General features: G+C 69.6%; 20 protein-coding genes, 1 tRNA gene and 1 riboswitch. Of the genes, 12 read left to right on the top strand and 9 right to left on the bottom strand.

From position 1 onward, the window contains the following. Window positions 1-58 precede the first annotated feature (58 nt). The 3 genes from ACGF2Y_RS13395 to ACGF2Y_RS13385 all read left to right on the top strand — a co-directional run bounded on the left by ACGF2Y_RS13395 (window position 59) and on the right by ACGF2Y_RS13385 (window position 1,514). On the top strand, window positions 59-187 hold the full coding sequence (locus ACGF2Y_RS13395; protein WP_018958487.1) for a putative leader peptide: 129 nt from the start codon (window positions 59-61) through the stop codon (window positions 185-187). A gap of 98 nt (window positions 188-285) precedes the next feature. After that, entirely contained in the window at window positions 286-564 is a 279-nt protein-coding gene (locus ACGF2Y_RS13390; RefSeq protein ID WP_351096320.1) for a MoaD/ThiS family protein, read from the top strand. Next, on the top strand, window positions 564-1,514 hold the full coding sequence (locus ACGF2Y_RS13385) for a PLP-dependent cysteine synthase family protein (RefSeq protein WP_392945997.1): 951 nt from the start codon (window positions 564-566) through the stop codon (window positions 1,512-1,514). Before ACGF2Y_RS13390 ends, ACGF2Y_RS13385 begins: the two co-directional genes overlap by 1 nt. Before the next feature lie 191 nt (window positions 1,515-1,705). Here ACGF2Y_RS13385 and ACGF2Y_RS13380 read toward each other — a convergent pair whose 3' ends face one another. After that, window positions 1,706-2,230 carry a type II toxin-antitoxin system PemK/MazF family toxin gene (locus ACGF2Y_RS13380; RefSeq protein ID WP_392945995.1) on the bottom strand — a complete coding sequence of 175 codons (525 nt, stop codon included), beginning with the start codon at window positions 2,228-2,230 and terminating at the stop codon, window positions 1,706-1,708. A 206-nt stretch (window positions 2,231-2,436) separates the two neighbouring features. Between ACGF2Y_RS13380 and ACGF2Y_RS13375 the strand changes: the two genes are divergently transcribed. Together ACGF2Y_RS13375 and ACGF2Y_RS13370 are read left to right on the top strand one after the other, a co-directional pair. Next, entirely contained in the window at window positions 2,437-3,189 is a 753-nt protein-coding gene (locus tag ACGF2Y_RS13375; protein WP_392945993.1) for an MBL fold metallo-hydrolase, read from the top strand. Window positions 3,190-3,232: 43 nt separating this feature from the next. Further along, window positions 3,233-3,757 carry a GNAT family N-acetyltransferase gene (locus ACGF2Y_RS13370; protein WP_392945991.1) on the top strand — a complete coding sequence of 175 codons (525 nt, stop codon included), beginning with the start codon at window positions 3,233-3,235 and terminating at the stop codon, window positions 3,755-3,757. A 119-nt stretch (window positions 3,758-3,876) separates the two neighbouring features. Here the strand turns inward: ACGF2Y_RS13370 and ACGF2Y_RS13365 are convergent, their stop codons facing one another. After that, window positions 3,877-5,142 carry a PTS transporter subunit EIIC gene (locus ACGF2Y_RS13365; RefSeq protein ID WP_392945989.1) on the bottom strand — a complete coding sequence of 422 codons (1,266 nt, stop codon included), beginning with the start codon at window positions 5,140-5,142 and terminating at the stop codon, window positions 3,877-3,879. A 279-nt stretch (window positions 5,143-5,421) separates the two neighbouring features. Continuing rightward, window positions 5,422-6,681, bottom strand: a complete 1,260-nt coding sequence (locus tag ACGF2Y_RS13360; RefSeq protein ID WP_392945987.1) for a PTS transporter subunit EIIC — start codon at window positions 6,679-6,681, stop codon at window positions 5,422-5,424. Between the two features lie 161 nt (window positions 6,682-6,842). Between ACGF2Y_RS13360 and ACGF2Y_RS13355 the strand changes: the two genes are divergently transcribed. From ACGF2Y_RS13355 to rdgB, 4 genes are all read left to right on the top strand, one after another. Beyond that, window positions 6,843-7,133, top strand: a complete 291-nt coding sequence (locus ACGF2Y_RS13355; protein WP_392945985.1) for a glucose PTS transporter subunit EIIB — start codon at window positions 6,843-6,845, stop codon at window positions 7,131-7,133. 182 nt (window positions 7,134-7,315) lie between these two features. Then, window positions 7,316-8,053 (top strand): ribonuclease PH, encoded by a 738-nt coding sequence (gene rph, locus ACGF2Y_RS13350; RefSeq protein ID WP_392945983.1) that lies wholly within the window; start codon window positions 7,316-7,318, stop codon window positions 8,051-8,053. Window positions 8,054-8,176: 123 nt separating this feature from the next. Further along, a complete protein-coding gene (locus ACGF2Y_RS13345; protein ID WP_392945981.1) occupies window positions 8,177-8,566 on the top strand; it encodes a hypothetical protein in 390 nt (129 codons plus the stop codon). Between the two features lie 67 nt (window positions 8,567-8,633). Beyond that, window positions 8,634-9,236: an RdgB/HAM1 family non-canonical purine NTP pyrophosphatase gene (gene rdgB, locus ACGF2Y_RS13340; protein ID WP_392945979.1), complete on the top strand. Its 603-nt coding sequence runs from the start codon at window positions 8,634-8,636 to the stop codon at window positions 9,234-9,236. A gap of 47 nt (window positions 9,237-9,283) precedes the next feature. Here the strand turns inward: rdgB and ACGF2Y_RS13335 are convergent. The 5 genes from ACGF2Y_RS13335 to bcp all read right to left on the bottom strand — a co-directional run bounded on the left by ACGF2Y_RS13335 (window position 9,284) and on the right by bcp (window position 13,024). Next, window positions 9,284-9,367: transfer RNA gene (locus tag ACGF2Y_RS13335), tRNA-Leu, on the bottom strand. A 62-nt stretch (window positions 9,368-9,429) separates the two neighbouring features. Then, window positions 9,430-10,092 (bottom strand): HNH endonuclease, encoded by a 663-nt coding sequence (locus ACGF2Y_RS13330; protein ID WP_392945977.1) that lies wholly within the window; start codon window positions 10,090-10,092, stop codon window positions 9,430-9,432. Further along, on the bottom strand, window positions 10,089-10,748 hold the full coding sequence (locus ACGF2Y_RS13325) for an HNH endonuclease signature motif containing protein (protein ID WP_392945975.1): 660 nt from the start codon (window positions 10,746-10,748) through the stop codon (window positions 10,089-10,091). The genes ACGF2Y_RS13330 and ACGF2Y_RS13325 overlap by 4 nt, the downstream gene beginning before the upstream one ends. Window positions 10,749-10,867: 119 nt before the next feature. After that, complete coding sequence (proP, locus tag ACGF2Y_RS13320) at window positions 10,868-12,364, bottom strand: glycine betaine/L-proline transporter ProP (protein WP_392945973.1); 1,497 nt, start codon at window positions 12,362-12,364, stop codon at window positions 10,868-10,870. Window positions 12,365-12,556: 192 nt separating this feature from the next. Then, the gene (gene bcp, locus ACGF2Y_RS13315) at window positions 12,557-13,024 is read right to left on the bottom strand and encodes a thioredoxin-dependent thiol peroxidase (RefSeq protein ID WP_392945971.1); all 468 of its coding nucleotides are present in this window, start codon (window positions 13,022-13,024) and stop codon (window positions 12,557-12,559) included. A gap of 142 nt (window positions 13,025-13,166) precedes the next feature. On the opposite strand from bcp, the gene ACGF2Y_RS13310 reads away from it, so the two are divergent. The 3 genes from ACGF2Y_RS13310 to ACGF2Y_RS13300 all read left to right on the top strand — a co-directional run bounded on the left by ACGF2Y_RS13310 (window position 13,167) and on the right by ACGF2Y_RS13300 (window position 14,412). Further along, complete coding sequence (locus tag ACGF2Y_RS13310; protein WP_392945969.1) at window positions 13,167-13,484, top strand: DUF3618 domain-containing protein; 318 nt, start codon at window positions 13,167-13,169, stop codon at window positions 13,482-13,484. Window positions 13,485-13,564: 80 nt separating this feature from the next. After that, window positions 13,565-13,939 (top strand): GroES family chaperonin, encoded by a 375-nt coding sequence (locus tag ACGF2Y_RS13305; RefSeq protein ID WP_392945967.1) that lies wholly within the window; start codon window positions 13,565-13,567, stop codon window positions 13,937-13,939. Window positions 13,940-13,981: 42 nt separating this feature from the next. Continuing rightward, a riboswitch (guanidine-III (ykkC-III) riboswitch) is annotated at window positions 13,982-14,054 on the top strand. A gap of 37 nt (window positions 14,055-14,091) precedes the next feature. After that, window positions 14,092-14,412 (top strand): multidrug efflux SMR transporter, encoded by a 321-nt coding sequence (locus ACGF2Y_RS13300; protein ID WP_018488630.1) that lies wholly within the window; start codon window positions 14,092-14,094, stop codon window positions 14,410-14,412. A gap of 13 nt (window positions 14,413-14,425) precedes the next feature. Here the strand turns inward: ACGF2Y_RS13300 and ACGF2Y_RS13295 are convergent, their stop codons facing one another. Further along, on the bottom strand, window positions 14,426-16,876 hold the full coding sequence (locus ACGF2Y_RS13295; RefSeq protein WP_392945964.1) for a transglycosylase domain-containing protein: 2,451 nt from the start codon (window positions 16,874-16,876) through the stop codon (window positions 14,426-14,428). Window positions 16,877-16,955: the final 79 nt, after the last annotated feature.

The raw sequence follows: 16,955 nt of genomic DNA, 5'->3' as shown, positions 1-16,955 counted from the left end.
CATCCGCGATGTGGGATGCCCCTCGGGTTTCCGCACAGGGAATCGATACGATGCCCGCATGGTTCCCCATGACGTGAGCAACAAGACGCCGGGCACGCTGCTCGTCGCGCGGCTGCACGTCGACCTGTGCAGGCTCGCCAGCGCGATCTGTCCCGCCCGCAGCCTGCCCGTGAGCCGCCCGGCCTGAGCCGCGGTCCGCGCGCCCACCCACACGCACCACCCCCTGCGCGGGGGCACAAACGCGCGCCCCACGCCACCTCTCCGCATTCGACAGGAGCCCACGCCATGGCCATCGAGGTCCGCATCCCGACCATCCTCCGCACCTACACCGACGGCGCGAAGGCCGTCGAGGGCAACGGGGACACCCTCGCCGACCTCTTCGCCGACCTGGAGAGCCGCCACACCGGCATCCGTGAGCGCATCGTCGACGGCGAACAGCTCCGCCGCTTCGTGAACGTCTACCTCAACGACGAGGACGTCCGCTTCCTCGACGGCATCACCACCAAGCTCAGCGACGGCGACAACGTCACGATCCTCCCGGCCGTCGCCGGCGGCATGCGCTGATGCGGTACGACACCCCGCTGGCGGCCGTGGGGAACACCCCCCTCGTCCGCCTCCCGCGGCTGTCCCCGTCCGAGGACGTCCGGATCTGGGCCAAGCTGGAGGACCGCAACCCCACCGGCTCGATCAAGGACCGCCCGGCGCTCCACATGGTCGAACAGGCCGAGAAGGACGGCCGGCTGACACCCGGCTGCACCATCCTGGAGCCCACCAGCGGCAACACCGGCATCTCGCTCGCCATGGCGGCCAAGCTCAAGGGCTACCGCATCGTCTGCGTCATGCCGGAGAACACCTCGCAGGAGCGGCGCGACCTGCTCGCCATGTGGGGCGCCGAGATCATCTCCTCCCCGGCCGCGGGCGGCTCCAACACCGCCGTCCGCGTCGCGAAGGAACTCAGTGCCGAGCACCCGGACTGGGTGATGCTCTACCAGTACGGCAACCCGGACAACGCGGGCGCCCACTACGCCACCACCGGACCCGAGATCCTCACCGACCTCCCGTCCATCACCCACTTCGTGGCGGGCCTCGGCACCACCGGCACCCTCATGGGCGTCGGCCGCTACCTCCGCGAGAACCGCCCCGGCATCCGGATCGTCGCCGCCGAACCGCGCTACGACGACCTCGTCTACGGCCTCCGCAACCTCGACGAGGGCTTCGTCCCCGAGCTCTACGACGCCTCGGTCCTCACCACCCGCTTCTCGGTGGGCTCCGCCGACGCGGTCACCCGCACCCGCGAACTCCTCCAGCAGGAGGGCATCTTCGCGGGCGTCTCCACCGGCGCCGCGCTCCACGCGGCGATCGGCGTGGGCAACAAGGCGGTCAAGGCGGGGGAGAGCGCCGACATCGTCTTCGTCGTCGCGGACGGCGGCTGGAAGTACCTGTCGACGGGCGTCTACACGGCCGAGACGACAGAAGCCGCGATCGAAACGCTTCAGGGCCAGCTCTGGGCCTGATCCTCCAGCCCGTCCGGGCGCGCACCCCAGCCCGTCCGGCGCGTGAGGGCATCTTTCAGCCGGTCCGGCGTCCCTTCAGCTGGTCCGGGCGCACTCTCCAGCCCGTCCGGCGCTTGAGGACATCTTTCAAGCCCCTCCGGCGATTGAGGAGCGGGGTCCGGGGCGGAGCCCCGAAACCAGGGCCTCGCCCCTCACCCCGCCCCCAGCTTCCGCACACGCTCCCACAGCTCCGGATCCACCGCCCCCACCCGCCGCCGGAACCCGGCGACCCGCACCTCCCGCAGCTCATCCGTCTCCAGGAAACTCTGCCGCCCCCGCTGATCCCCCACCGTCCCCGCGGGCAGCGCGATCACCCCGGGCCGCTCCTCGTGATGCTTGCTGGTGATCTTGGCGACCAGCGCCGTGCGCCCCCGGCCCCGCCCCCGTACCGAGATCACCAGACACGGCCGGTCCTTCGACCCGGGCCCGTCCTCGTACGGCACATCGGCCCACCACACCTCACCGGCCCGCGGCGTACGCCCGTCGCCATGCCCTTCCGGACCCGAAGGCCGGGACGAGGGCCGCGACGGCCGGGACGGCGGCCGGGCCGACCCCACCGGCTGCCGGGGCCGCCGCGAACGAGGCCCGCGGTCCGAGCGCCCCCGCCCGTCCACCACCGCGGCGACGAGCGCGAGCAGAACCACGGCGACCAGCGCCACCCACCAGAACGTGTCCATCCACCGACCGTACCGGTGGGCGCGCTTCCATCGAACCGGTGACAGAGCAGGTGAGTTCCCCCACAACGGAGGGCAGCGGAGGAGCGACGTGGAGTTTCGCGCCTTACGCTCGACGAACCGCAAAACCCGTCCCGCAGGAACCGTACGAAGCTCCGGCGGAATCGCACGAACCCTCCCCGTTCCCACGTCTCGGAGGTTCACGCTCCATGAAGCTCACCGTCGTCGGCTGCTCCGGCTCGTTCCCGTCCACGGGTTCGGCATGCTCGAGCTACCTCGTAGAGGCCGACGGCTTCCGGCTGCTCCTCGACATGGGCAACGGAGCCCTCGGCGAGCTGCAGCGCCACGTCGGTCTCTACGACCTCGACGCGATCTTCCTCAGCCATCTGCATGCCGACCACTGCATCGACATGTGCGCGTATTTCGTCGTGCGCTACTACCGGCACGACGGCGCCCGCCCCGTCCCCCTCCCGGTCTACGGCCCCGAGGGCACCGAGCGGCGCCTGACCGCCGCCCACGGCGACACCCCCTCCGACCGGGCGATGAGCGAGGTCTTCGACTTCCACACCCTCACGTCGGAATCCTTCGGGATCGGCCCCTTCTCGGTCCGTACGGAGAAGCTCTGCCACCCCGTCGACACCTTCGGCATCCGGATCGAGCACGGCGGCTCCACCCTCGTCTACTCCGGCGACACGGGGACCTGCGAGGCGCTGGAGGACCTGGCCCGGGACGCGGACCTGTTCCTCTGCGAGGCGTCGTTCGTCGACGGCAAGGAGGACATCCCCGATCTGCACCTCAACGGCCGCGAGGCCGGCGAGGCGGCGGCCCGCGCCGGAGTGCGCCGGCTCGTCCTCACCCACATCCCGCCGTGGACCGACGCCGACCGCAACGCCGCCGACGCCCGTGCGGTCTACCCGGGCCCGGTGGAACTGGCGGCTCCGGGCGCGGTGTACGAGTGCTGAGAACGGGCCGCCGAACCGGGGTCCGCTCTGCCGGACTCCCGGGATGATCACGATCAGATCCGCCCGGGAGGGCGATCTCGACGGCTTCCTGGCCCTGGCGTCCCAGGTAGAGCACTGGTTCGGGCCGATGGTCGGGGAGCCGGGCTTCCACCGTGCGGTGAACGCCCACATCCGTGACGGGGCGGCGCTGGTCGCCGAGTCCACGGAGCGCGCTGGGTCCGCAGAGCCCGCCGGGTCGGCGCGCGCGTCCGGCCTCGTCGGCGGCCTGCTGTTCGGCGCCGAACCGCCCACGTACCACGTGCACTGGCTCGTCACCTCCGAGCACTGCCGGGGCGCGGGTGTGGGCCGCCTGCTGATGGCGGAGGCGATGCGCCGGTACGTCGCCGGGCCCGGCACCGTCGAGGTGGTCACCTTCGGCCCCGACCACCCCGGGGCCGTGGCGAGCGGCGCCCGGGTCTTCTACGAGCGGCTCGGCTTCCGCCCCGCCGAGCCGGCCGACCCGGGCCCGGAGGGCGGCTCCCGCCAGATCTACCGCCTGCCCGTGCCCATGCCCGTACGCCAGGTGTGAGGTGACCGTACGGCAGGTACGACGAAGCCCCCGACCCGAAAGAGATCTTCGGGAAGCGGGGGCTTCGTCTTTTACGGGCGTGGCGGAGGCTTAGACCCACCGGCAATCGGGGGTGGGTCTTACTTCGCCTCGGCCTTCTGCAGCTCGGCGAGCTCCTCGTCCGACTCCCGGCCCGGGGTCGGGAGGTTGAACTTGATGATCGCGAAGCGGAAGACCACGTAGTAGACCACCGCGAAGCAGAGGCCGACCAGGACCAGCATCCAGGGCTTCGACGCGATGCCGATGTTCAGCCAGAAGTCGACCAGACCGGCCGAGAAGCCGAAGCCGTCCTTCATGCCGAGCGACCAGGTCAGGGCCATCGACACACCGGTCAGCACCGCGTGGATCGCGTACAGCACCGGGGCGATGAACATGAACGTGAACTCGATCGGCTCGGTCACACCGGTGACGAACGAAGTGAGCGCGAGGGAGAACATCATGCCGCCGACGACCTTGCGGCGCTCGGGGCGGGCACAGTGCACGATCGCGAGGCAGGCCGCCGGGAGGGCGAACATCATGATCGGGAAGAAGCCGGTCATGAACTGCCCGGCGTTGGGGTCACCGGCCAGGAAGCGGGCGATGTCACCGTGGGCGCCGTTGTACTCGCCCGCCTGGAACCAAGGGAAGGAGTTCAGCAGGTGGTGCATGCCGACCGGGATCAGCGCACGGTTGGCGACACCGAAGATGCCCGCGCCGACCGCGCCGGAGCCGACCAGCCAGTCGCCGAAGTTGTGCAGACCGGCGCCGAGCACCGGCCAGATCAGACCGAAGACGATACCGATGAGCAGACCCGCGAAGGCGGAGAGGATCGGGACCAGACGGCGGCCGCTGAAGAAGCCCGCCCAGTCGGGCAGCTTCGTCCGGTAGAACTTCTGGTAGAGCAGGGCCACGACGATGCCCATCACGACACCGCCGAGGACACCGGCGTTGACGGGGGCGTCGTTCATCACGATCTTGCCGTCGACGACGCCGGCGACCTGCGGCAGGTTCCCGTCCGTGAAGGTGGCGAGCACCTTCTGGAAGACCAGATAACCGGTGACGGCCGCCAGGGCGGTGGAGCCGTCCGACTTCTTCGCGAAGCCGATCGCGATGCCGACGGCGAACAGCAGCGGCATGTTGTCGAGGAGTGCGCCGCCGCCCGCGGCCATGTAGCCGGCGAGCTTCGTTATGAAGGCCGGGAACGAATCGCGGCCCAGCATGTCCTCATGGCCGAGGCGGACCAGGAGTGCGGCGGCCGGCAGCACGGCGACCGGCAGCATGAGGCTGCGGCCGATGCGCTGCATGACGGCCATCGCGCCGGCGCCCTTCTTCTTCTCGGCCGCGGGTGCGGTCTCAGCCGTGGTCATCAACTTCCTCCATGGGACACGGTGCCGCCCAGGTGATGGATGAGGGGAGGCAGCGACTCGACAGACGGCGGCAGACAGCCGTGGTCTGGACCACTCAGTGGTGTAGACCAGTTTTAGCACGGTGAGGGTTAGATAAGGAACCTGCAATTCCCTACTTATTCGCAGTAGCGGATCCGGTACGTTCGGTGACATGCCGAAGGCCCCCGGACCGATGGTCCGAGGGCCTTGCGCCTGCCTGGTGCGGCCGGGTCCGGAGACCCGCTGTCCTGCGGTTCCCCGCTACTTGGTGAGGTCCTTCTCGATCTCCTTCTCGATCTCCTCGGGTTCGCGCCCGGGGGTCTTGAGGTCGAACTTGGTGATCGCGAAGCGGAAGACCACGTAGTAGATCACCGCGAAGCACACGCCGATCGGGATGATCAGCCAGGGTTTCGTATCCAGATGCCAGTTGACGACGTAGTCGATCAACCCGGCCGAGAAGCTGAACCCGGCATGCACGCCCAGCAGCCAGGTGATGCCCATCGAGGCCCCGGTGAGCACCGCGTGCACGCCGTACAGCAGCGGCGCGACGAACATGAACGAGAACTCGATCGGCTCGGTCACCCCCGTCACGAACGAGGTCAGTGCCACGGACACCATCAGACCCCCCACTTCCTTGCGGCGCTCCGGCCGTGCGGTGTGGGTGATGGCCAGGGCCGCGGCGGGCAGGCCGAACATCATGATCGGGAAGAAGCCCGAGGTGAACTGTCCGGCCGAGGGGTCCTGGGCGAAGAAGCGGGAGATGTCGCCCTGCACGGTCTGGCCGTCCATCCCGGTGAACTCGCCCGCCTGGAACCAGAAGAACGTGTTCAGGAACTGGTGCATGCCGATCGGGATCAGCAGCCGGTTCGCGAAGCCGAAGATCGCCGCACCCCAGGAGCCGAGATCGATCAGCTGCTTGGAGAACCAGGTCAGCCCGTCGCCCACCGGCTGCCACAACAGCCCGAACAGCACACCGAGGATCACGCAGAGGAACGCCATCAGGATCGGCACCAGACGCCGCCCGTTGAAGAACCCGAGCCAGTCGACCAGCTTGGTGCGGTGGTAACGCTGCCAGACGACCGCGGTCAGCAGCCCGATCAGGATGCCGCCGAGTACCCCGGGGTTCTGCGGTTGGCCGTCGGGCAGCGCCTCCGTCACGGTGCCGTCCATGGGGAAGGCGGCCAGTACCCCCCGGTAGACCAGGAAGCCGACAACGGCCGCCAGCGCGGTGGAGCCGTCCGCCTTCTTCGCGAAGCCGATGGCGACGCCGATGCAGAACAGCAGGGGCAGGCCGAGCTGGCCGTCGAGGATCGCGGTGCCGCCGTTGAGCAGGACCTTGGAGGTCTTGTCCCAGAACGCGCCGTCCAGATAGGAGCTGAACAGATTGCCGAGGCTGACGAGCAGACCGGCGGCGGGGAGGACGGCCACCGGGAGCTGAAGGCTCCGCCCGACCTTCTGCAGGCCCTGGACCGGTCCGTTCCACCATTTCTGCTGCGGTGCCGCAGCGGCGCTCGAACTCATGGGCGTCCTCCCGGAACACTTCACGTTTGGCGGTCGTTGCAAACTGGTGTAGACCAGTTGCGTCACGGTCCGGGCCCGTCCGAAGGCAGGGCGCCGGTGATCGTCATCTTTCGGGATCATCCGGTTACCCGCCCGTGAAGTTGGGCCAACCGTGCGTTACCGTGACGAAACGGAACCGCAGCGGGCGGCCGTCTGCGCGCGAAACCAGGGAGAAGGACATGGCCACCAAGGCTGAGAAGATCGTCGCCGGGCTCGGCGGTATCGACAACATCGACGAGATCGAAGGCTGCATCACCCGCCTCCGCACCGAGGTCCACGACCCCAGCAAGGTCGACGAAGCCGCCCTCAAGGCCGCCGGCGCCCACGGCGTCGTCAAGATGGGCACCGCGATCCAGGTCGTCATCGGCACCGACGCGGACCCCATCGCCGCCGACATCGAAGACATGATGTGACCGGCTGACCCCACGCCGGACCCCGCAGGCCCCGTCCCCCACCGGTGGGCGGGGCCCTGCCATGCCCGGACGGCTCCGGGCACGCACTCCACCGCAGCGCCCACCGCACCGGGCACGCACTCCACCGCAGCGCCCACCGCACCCGAACGGAGCCACCCCCGCCAGCGGATAAAGTCGGCCCCATGTCTCGCATCGACGGCCGCACCCCCGAACAGCTCCGCCCCGTCACCATCGAACGCGGCTGGAGCAAGCACGCCGAAGGCTCAGTCCTCATCTCCTTCGGCGACACCAAAGTCTTCTGCACCGCCTCCGTCACCGAAGGCGTCCCGCGCTGGCGCAAAGGCAGCGGCGAAGGCTGGGTCACCGCCGAATACTCCATGCTGCCCCGCTCCACCAACACCCGCGGCGACCGCGAAGCCGTACGCGGCAAGATCGGCGGACGCACCCACGAGATCAGCCGCCTGATCGGCCGCTCCCTGCGCGCCGTCATCGACTACAAGGCCCTCGGCGAGAACACCATCGTCCTGGACTGCGACGTCCTCCAGGCCGACGGAGGCACCCGCACCGCCGCCATCACCGGCGCCTACGTCGCCCTCGCCGACGCCGTCACCTGGGCCCAGGGCAAGAAGATCGTCAAGGCCGGCCGCAAGCCGCTCACAGACACCGTCGCCGCCATCAGCGTCGGCATCGTCGACGGCACCCCGCTCCTCGACCTCTGCTACGAGGAGGACGTCCGCGCCGAGACCGACATGAACGTCGTCTGCACCGGCGACGGCCGCTTCGTCGAAGTCCAGGGCACCGCCGAGGGCGCGCCCTTCGACCGCAAGGAACTCGGCTCCCTCCTCGACCTCGCCACCGCCGGCTGCGTCGACCTCGCCGCACTCCAGCGCGACGCGCTCGCGAGCACCCGGGACGCGTAACAACCCGCTCTCCGTGGGCGAAGAAGCAACCGCATACGCACCACAGAGCGTCGCTACGGATACGGGCGCACGGGTCGAACCGTGCGCCCGTCCACGTAACAACTCCCGGGGAGGGACCGCACCATGGCCTCGCGCCGCCACCAACGCCTCGTACTCGCCACCGCCGCCACCCTGCTGACACTGACCACGACCGCAGGCTGCGCCGGCCTCGACAAGGCGCTCGACTGCGTCCGCACCGCCGACGCCATAGCCACCAGCGTCGGCAACCTCCAGCAGGCCGTCTCCAACGCCTCCGAGGACGTCACCCAGGCCTCCGAGTCCCTGGACGACATCGATCGCGAGCTGAAGAAGCTCGACGACACCACGGACGACGCCGACCTCTCCAAGGCCGTCGACGACCTCCAGGCGGGCGTCACCGACGTCCGCGAATCCATCGAGAACGGCGACGCCACCCCCGACATCACCCCGGTGACGGACGCGGCGACGGAGATCGGCAAGGTCTGCAGCGCGTAGCACGCGGGTGTGGGGCGGGCCGGGGGCTGGGCCGCCCCGCCCCACCCCCCGGGGCGATAATCGCCCCATGAAGCGCCTGATCCTCGCCACCCGCAACGCCGGGAAAATCACCGAACTCCGCGCCATCCTCGCCGACGCGGGACTCGAACTCGACCTCGTCGGCGCGGACGCGTACCCCGACATCCCCGACGTCAAGGAAACCGGCGTCACCTTCGCCGAGAACGCACTCCTCAAGGCCCACGCCCTGGCCCGCGCCACCGGCCTCCCGGCGATCGCCGACGACTCCGGCCTCTGCGTGGACGTCCTCGGCGGCGCCCCCGGCATCTTCTCGGCCCGCTGGTCCGGCACCCACGGCGACGACAGGGCCAACCTGAACCTGCTCCTGGCCCAGCTCGGCGACATCGCCGACGCACACCGCGGGGCGCACTTCGCCTGCGCCGCGGCCCTGGCCCTCCCCGACGGCACGGAACGCGTGGTCGAGGGCCGCCTGAACGGCACCCTGCGCCACACCCCGTCGGGCGGATACGGCTTCGGCTACGACCCGATCCTCCAGCCGGAGGGGGAGACCCGCACATGCGCGGAGCTGTCCCCGGCGGAGAAGAACGCGATCAGCCACCGGGGGAAGGCGTTCCGGGCGTTGGTGCCGGTGGTGCGGGAGCTGGTGGGGTGAAGCGTAGAAGGGGCCGTCCCGCTCGGGACGGCCCCTTCTCGTGGGCGTGCGGCCGGTGGGATTCGAACCCACACAGGATTTCTCCCAGATGCCCCTAAAACACCCGCCGATACCAGTTTGGCCACGGCCGCGCAGCAGATCTCAGCTTACTGCCCTCTGCGGAGTAAGCGCGCTGGATATCAGGGAGGGATCCTCAGGCCGGAGCTACCTTGCCACCCCTGCACCAGGTGCGGGTCACCGCGTGGCAGTTCGGGCACAGGAGCCGCAGATTCTCCCTGCGGTCGTCGCTCCAGTCGCCGTTGATGTGGTCCACCTCCAGTGTCATGGGCTTGCCCAGCCAGAGGGCCGGGGTTGCGCACTCGGCGCACTCCTCCGCGAGGCCGACTTCCCGCAGTGCCCGCCGTAACAGGACCGTCTTCGTACGGTGGTTGCCCTCGTGTTTCACCAGGATCTGTTCAGCGGTCCTGAGCGGGGTGGGTCCGGCTTGCCCCCGCTGGTGGCCCTGCCCCAGAAAATGCGCGGTGGAGAGTCCGTCGTCGGCTGTCCACGTGCGTAAGTGCTGTCGTTGGCTTGTGGTGTCCGCCCGGCCCAGCCGCCTGAGGACGTCGGCGATGGAAACGGCAGCGGCGACGGCTTCCGCGAGTTCTGCGGTCGAAGGACGTTCTCCGGCTCTGTGGTAGCCGCGGCGGGAGAAGTGGGACACGTCGATCCCGAAATACTCGAAGCGGGCGAACAGGTAGCGGCTGAGCCTGCCATAGGGGCGGGTGCCCAGAAAGGCGATGACCTCCTGGATGTCGGCGCACCGACGGGCTGCCTCGGCCAACCGCTCTCGTGTGTAGCCGTTGCGGGCGCTCACCGGGCTTCACTCCGTGCCGAGGTGCGAAGCCCTTTGCCGCGGCCGCGGTACGTGTCGGTCGTCGAATGGCAGTTGGGGCAGAGGAGCCGAAGGTTCTCCGGCCGGTTGTTCCGCCAGTTGCCGTCGATGTGATCGACCTCAAGTGGCAGAGGCCTCTCCCGCCACATCCGGCCCGTGCCGCAGAGGGTGCACCGTTCCGCGGCGCCCAGAGCGATCATGGCCCGCTTGAGCCGCTCGCCGGGTATGCGGCGTGCGAGGTTCTGGCCCTGGTCGACCAGCAGTTCCTCCGGATGCCGACGGCGGATGTCGCCGGTCCTCGGCGGTGCCGAGAAGTGCGATGTGTCGATCCCCAAAGCCTTCACACGGCGGCTGATGTGGGTGTGCTGACCTCCGACCACCTCAAGGCCGAGGCGCCGCAGCACTTCGCACATGTTGGTCGAGGAAGCGACCGCCGCTTGAAGGACTTCCTTCGTCCAGCGCACGCCTTCGCTTTCGAAGTGGTGGGTGTCCACGCCGAGCTTTCGCATGCGGTCGAGCAGATACCGCCGCGTCGGACTCCTCGGATCCACCCCGAGCTTCGCCAACGCCTCCGAGAGCGTCCGCGACGACGAGGCCGCCTCCGCCAGCCGCTCCCGCGTGTACGGGCTGTTCCCCATGCCCCCGCCCCCTCCGTCTCCGGCCGCCCGTTCGCAGCCTCGTACGGAGTAACGAACCGTTTATCGGACAGTCACGCCCGGAATCCGGTGGAAACGGGGAACGGCCGCAAGGGAGCGGATCAGAACGTCGCTTCCGGCGCCTGCGCCCGCACCAGTTCCGCCGCCTCCTCCTCCGTCTCGACCGACGGCGGGGAGCCGATCAGGGGCTGTTGGGCGGTCTCCTCCATGCAGGCGACCGCGACCACGCCGACCAGGGCCGCCGCCATCGCGTAGTACGCGGGCATCAGGTTGGAGCCGGTCCAGCTGATCAGGGCCGTGATCACCAGCGGGGTCGTGCCGCCGAAGAGCGACGCGGAGAGGTTGTAGCCGACCGAGAGCGACCCGTAGCGGACGTTCGTCGGGAACAGCGCCGGCAGCGCCGCCGACATCGTGCCGAGCATGCAGACCAGGGAGAGGCCCAGCAGCAGCATGCCGACCGTGATCGGGAAGATGCCGTCCACCCGGATCAGGAGGAACGCGGGGAGGGAGAGGAAGAGGAAGCCCAGCATCCCGGTCATCAGCAGCGGTTTGCGGCCGAAGTGGTCGGAGGCCCTGCCGATCTGGCTGACGACCGTCATCAGCAGCACCATCACCGCCAGCAGGATCAGCAGGCCGTGGGTCTCGCTGTAGCCGAGCTCGTCGGAGAGGTACGTCGGCATGTACGACAACAGCATGTAGTCGGTGATGTTGTACGCGCCGACCAGGCAGATGCAGAGGATCAGCGTCCGCCAGTACTGCCGGAAGATCTTCGCGAGATCGCCCTTGGCCGTGGACTCGACGCCGTCCGCCGCCTCGCTCGCGTGCGCGGTCCCGCCCTCCAGCTTCTGGAACGCCGGGGTCTCGTCCAGGCGCAGTCGCAGGTAGAGGCCGACCAGGCCCAGCGGGCCCGCGACGAGGAACGGGATCCTCCACCCCCAGGCCTCCATCTGCGCGTCGGTCAGCAGGGCGTACAGGGCCGTTACGAGGCCCGCCGCGCCGACGTAGCCGGCCAGGGTGCCGAACTCCAGGAAGCTGCCGAAGAAGCCGCGCCGCTTGTCGGGGGCGTACTCGGCGATGAACGTCGAGGCGCCGCCGTACTCGCCGCCCGTCGAGAAGCCCTGGAGCATCCGGAAGAAGATCAGCAGGACCGCGGCCCAGACGCCGATCGTGTCGTGCGAGGGGATCAGGCCGATCGCGAACGTGCCGATCGCCATCAGGATCATCGTCAGCGCGAGGACCTTCTTGCGGCCGACCTTGTCGCCCATCGGGCCGAAGAACATGCCGCCCAGCGGCCGTACGAGGAAGGCCACCGCGAAGGTCGCGAAGGAGGAGAGGAGCTGGGTGGTGTCGTTCCCGGACGGGAAGAACACGTGCCCGATCGTCACGGCCAGGTAGGAGTAGATCCCGAAGTCGAACCACTCCATGGCGTTGCCCAGCGAGGCGGCCTTCACGGCCCGCTTGACCGCGGCGTCGTCCGTGACCGTGATGTCCGTCCGGCGCAGCCGAGGGTTCCGCCGCTTCCGGACGGCCCGGAAGAGGGTGGGGTGGCGTCTGACCGCTGCGGGGTCGGCCGCCTGCTGGGGGTCGGGGGCCGCCATGGACGGGTCCTTTCCTCGGAGTGCGTTCGAGGAAAGGCTTCTGTGCGGTCAGGGCGGTCGCAACCGATGCCGAGGGCCGGTGCGGGATCCGACGCGGTCCCCTTCACGCGATCTCGACGTGTTCGGGCCGACGTGTTCTTGACGGGGAGCGTGTCGGTACACGTCGAGATCGTGTGAAGAGGCGGGCGGGGGTCAGATGCCCAGGTCCCTGATGATCTTCGCCACGTGACCGGTCGCCTTCACGTTGTAGAACGCGTGCTCGACCTTGCCGTCCTCGTCGACGACGACGGTGGAACGGATCACGCCCGTCACCACTTTGCCGTAGAGCTTCTTCTCGCCGAAGGCACCGTACGCCTCCAGAGTTTCCTTGGCCGGGTCGCCCACCAGGGTGACCTTGAGGTTCTCCGTGTCGCGGAACTTCGCGAGCTTCTCCGGCTTGTCGGGGGAGACGCCGATGACGTCGTACCCGGCGCCGGCCAGGAGGTCGAGGTTGTCCGTGAAGTCGCAGGCCTGCTTGGTGCATCCGGGGGTGAGGGCGGCCGGGTAGAAGTACACGATGACCTTGCGGCCCTTGTGGTCCGCGAGCGACACCTCGTTGCCGTCGGCGTCGGGAAGGGTGAAGGCGGGAGCGGTGTCGCCGGGCTTCAGTCGCTCGCTCATGTTGGTTCTCCTCGGGTGGTGCGCGGGTCGGACGGGTCCGAGGGTAATAGGGGTGCCGCCGGGTGTGCGGAGGTTCGAGCTGACAGACTGTCGATGAAGGCTCAGAGAAGGTTTACCGGACGACGACCACGGAGGCGGCGCAGTGTCGGATGCCAGGACCCCTGCGCAGATCGAGGCGGACATCATCAGCAGGCGCGAGCAGCTCGCTGCGGTGCTCGACGAGATCGGGGTGCGGGTACACCCGAAGACGATCATCACCGACGCCAAGGCGAAGGCCGCCCAGTCCGTGGACCGGACGGCCGGCCGTGCCTTCGTCGCGGTGAACCGCTCGGTGTCGGAGGTGAAGGCGCGGTTCGTCGCGGAGGACGGTTCTCCGCGGCTGGAGCGGGTGATTCCCGCGGCGCTGCTGGTGGTCGGCGTGGTGGGGCTGTTCACCGTGTCCAGGCGCCGCCGCACGTGACCGGTGGTGATCGGCCGGTGTCCGGGGGTGTTCGGTACCCGGAGGCGTACGGTCCCGGGTCCGGCAGGTAGGTTGCGGGCGTGAGCGACAACACCCACGAGGGCCATCGCGGTGCCACCGGTTCCGCCGCCGACGACAAGCTGCCCATCCGGATGCTGCACGACCGGGTGCTGGTGCGGAACGACGCGTCGGAGGGCGAGCGGCGGTCCGGCGGCGGCATTCTGATCCCGGCGACGGCCGCGGTGGGCCGGCGCCTCGCCTGGGCCGTCGTCGTCGCGGTCGGGCAGAACGTACGGACGGTGGAGCCCGGCGACCGGGTGCTGTACGACCCCGAGGACCGTGCCGAGGTCGAGGTGCGGGGTGTGGCGTACGTCCTGATGCGGGAGCGCGATCTGCACGCGGTGGCCGCCGACCGGTTCGAGGGTTCGGTGGATTCGACCGGGCTGTATCTGTAGGAGCTGTGGCCGTTCAGGGCCTGGTGACCGGCGTCACCAGGCCCTTTTCCCGTTTTTGCTACGGTGGGACCACCCGACGAGACGCGCCGTACCGGGCCTGCAAAGACGACGCACCCGTTCTGTTCACGTGGTCGTCGTCGGAGGTGCCAGTCATGGCGTGGGTTCTGTTGATCATCGCCGGTCTGCTCGAAGTGGGCTGGTCGATCGGGATGAAGTACACCGAGGGGTTCACGCGGCTGTGGCCGAGTGTGTTCACCGGCCTCGGGATCGTGGCGAGCATGGTGCTGCTGTCGCATGCGGCCAAGACGCTGCCGATCGGTACGGCGTACGGCGTGTGGGTCGGTATCGGCGCGGCCGGTGCGGCGATCCTGGGCATGGTCGTGCTGAACGAGCCGGTGACCGCCGCCCGGATCTTCTTCGTCTGTCTGCTGCTGGTGGCCGTGGTCGGGCTGAAGGCGACCTCCGGGCACTGAGGCCGGCCGCGGGTCATACCGGTGGGCCGTCGGGGAAGCCGGGGCCGCGAGCGCCTTCGATGAAGCCGCCGTCGCCCCCGCCCTCGCCGTCACGTCCGGTGGCTCCGGTGATTCCTGGTTCGCCGGAGCCGCCGGTGGCACCGGCGGCTCCGGTCGCGCCGCTTGTGCCGCTTGTTCCGCCGCCGCCGGTCGTTCCGCCGGTCGTGCCGTCGTTTCCGTCCGTCCCGCCGCTGTTCGTGCCGGGTGCGGGCGGGGAGCTGCCGGCCGGACTGCTCGGTGTGGTGCCGGAGGGGGTGGTGGGGTCCGACGGGGAGAACGGGTCCGTGCTTCCGCCGGGGTTCTCGTCGACCAGGGGTTCGTCCTCCACGTCGGAGCCCGCAGCCGTCTCCAGGTCGAACTCCTGGGCCGGGGAGGAGCGCAGCGCCGCTTCCGTATAGGCGGCCCAGGTCTCGGCGGGGACGCCGCCGCCGTTGACGCGGGGCAGGCCGAGAGCCCCGTACAGCGAGGTCTGGGCGCCCGTGTCCGGGTCCTGGCCCAGCACGGCGACGACGGTCGCGAGGTCCGGGGTGTACCCGGCGAACCAGGCGGCCCGGTCCTCCTCCGCGGTACCGGTCTTGCCCGCGGCGGGGCGGCCCACCGCCTGGGCCGCCGTGCCGGTGCCGCCTTCCACGACGCCGCGGAGTACGGCGGTGGTGGTGTCGGCGGCCTCGCGGCTGACGGCCTGGCGGGTCGTGCGTTCGGGCAGCTCGATCCCGGTGCCGTTCTTGGTGATCTTGCTGACGAGGACGTGCCTGCCGTGCCGGCCGTGGTCGGCGAGGGTGGCGTACGCCTCGGTCATGTCCAGGACGCTGGCGTTGGCGGGGCCGAGCGCGATGGAGGGGGAGGCGATGAGGCCGGGGGTGTCGGTGGGGATGCCGAGGGCGACCGCGGTGTCGCGGACCTTGCCGGGGCCGACGTCCTGGGCCATCTGGGCGTAGACGGAGTTGACGGACCTGTCGGTGGCGGTGCGTACGGTGATGTCGCCGTAGTCGACGTCGTCCTCGTTGGCGGGGGCGTAGCCGGTGGAGCCCTGGGGGCCGATGACGGTGCGCTTGTTGGTGCCGTCGTAGACGGTGTTGGGCGTGATGCGCCGGCCGTCCTGGGTGGTGGAGCCGTTGACGAGGGCGGAGGTGAGGACGAACGGCTTGAAGACGGAGCCGACCTGGTAGTCGCGGCGGGTCACGTTGCTGACGTACTGCTTCGTGTAGTCGATGCCGCCGTACAGGGCGACGACCTCGCCGGTGTCGGGGAGGATCGAGGCGCCGCCGACGCGGATGTCGCGGTCGGCTTCGCGGTCGGTGCTGGTCCTGTCCATGACGTTGGTGTCGACGGCCTTGACGAAGGCGTCCTGCTTGGCCCGGTCGAGGGTGGTGGTGATGCGGTAGCCGCCGGTGGCGAGGGTCTGCTCGTCGAGGATGCCGCGTCGGTTCAGGTAGTCCTCGACGGCCTGCACGATGTAGCCGCGCTGTCCGGAGAGCCCGGTCGACGGTTTGGCCTCGCCGGGTGTGGGGAACCGCGTCGTCGCCCGTTCGGCCGCATCGAGCCAGTCTTCCTTGACCATGCCGTCCAGGACGTAGTTCCAGCGGCGCCGGGCCGCAGGTTCGTTGTCCGGGTGGGCGATGACGTCGTAGGCGCTGGGGGCGTTGAGGAGGGAGGCGAGGTAGGCGCCTTCGGCGGTGGTGAGGTCTTCGACGTTCTTGCTGTAGTACGCCTGGGCGGCGGCCTGGATGCCGTACGCGTTGCGCCCGAAGTAGCTGGTGTTGAGGTAGCCCTCGAAGATCTCGTCCTTGGTCTCCTCGCGGTCGAGCCGGACCGCGATGAAGAACTCCTTGGCCTTGCGCAGGACGGTCCGCTCCTGGCCGAGGTAGTAGTTCTTCACGTACTGCTGGGTGATCGTCGAGCCGCCCTGCGTGCCCTTGCCGGTCACCGTGTTCCAGCCGGCCCGGACCATCGCCTTCACGTCCACGGCGCGTTCGGAGTAGAAGTCCCGGTCCTCGGCGGCCAGCACCGCGTGCTGGACGGTCACGGGGACCTGGGAGAGCCTGATCTTCTCCCGGTTCACGTCGCCGTCACGGGCGATGACGCTGCCGTCGTTGTAGAGGTAGACGTTGGACTGGGCGGTGGCGGAGGCGTTGGCGGCCGGGATGTCGACGAGCTGGTATCCGGCGAAGAACCCGCCGATGAGGAGAAGGCACAGGCCCAGCACGGTGCCGAGGGTCATCCGCCAGGTGGGGATGACACGCCGCCAGCCGGTGCGCCGCTTCCTGCCGTTGCGCTTCCCGCCCTTCCCGCGGGCCCGCTCGCTCTTCCCGCTGTTCTTGCCGGTCTCGCCGTTTTTTCCGGGGGGCTCTCCCTGGTCGCTCCCGGGTGCGGCCGCCGCGTCCGAGGGGTCGCGGGGGGCCCAGTGCTGTGACGCGTCGCTCATGTCCGTGGGGCTCCTCGGGCGTGGTCAGTTCTCCCATAGTGCCCGTTTCGCCGGAATATCTTCGGGTCTGACCGGACTG

It is taken from the genome of Streptomyces sp. NPDC048142 (assembly GCF_043202835.1).
Lineage (GTDB): Bacteria > Actinomycetota > Actinomycetes > Streptomycetales > Streptomycetaceae > Streptomyces.
Note: the sequence above shows the minus strand (reverse complement) of the source record. Positions and strands in the feature narration are given on the sequence as shown.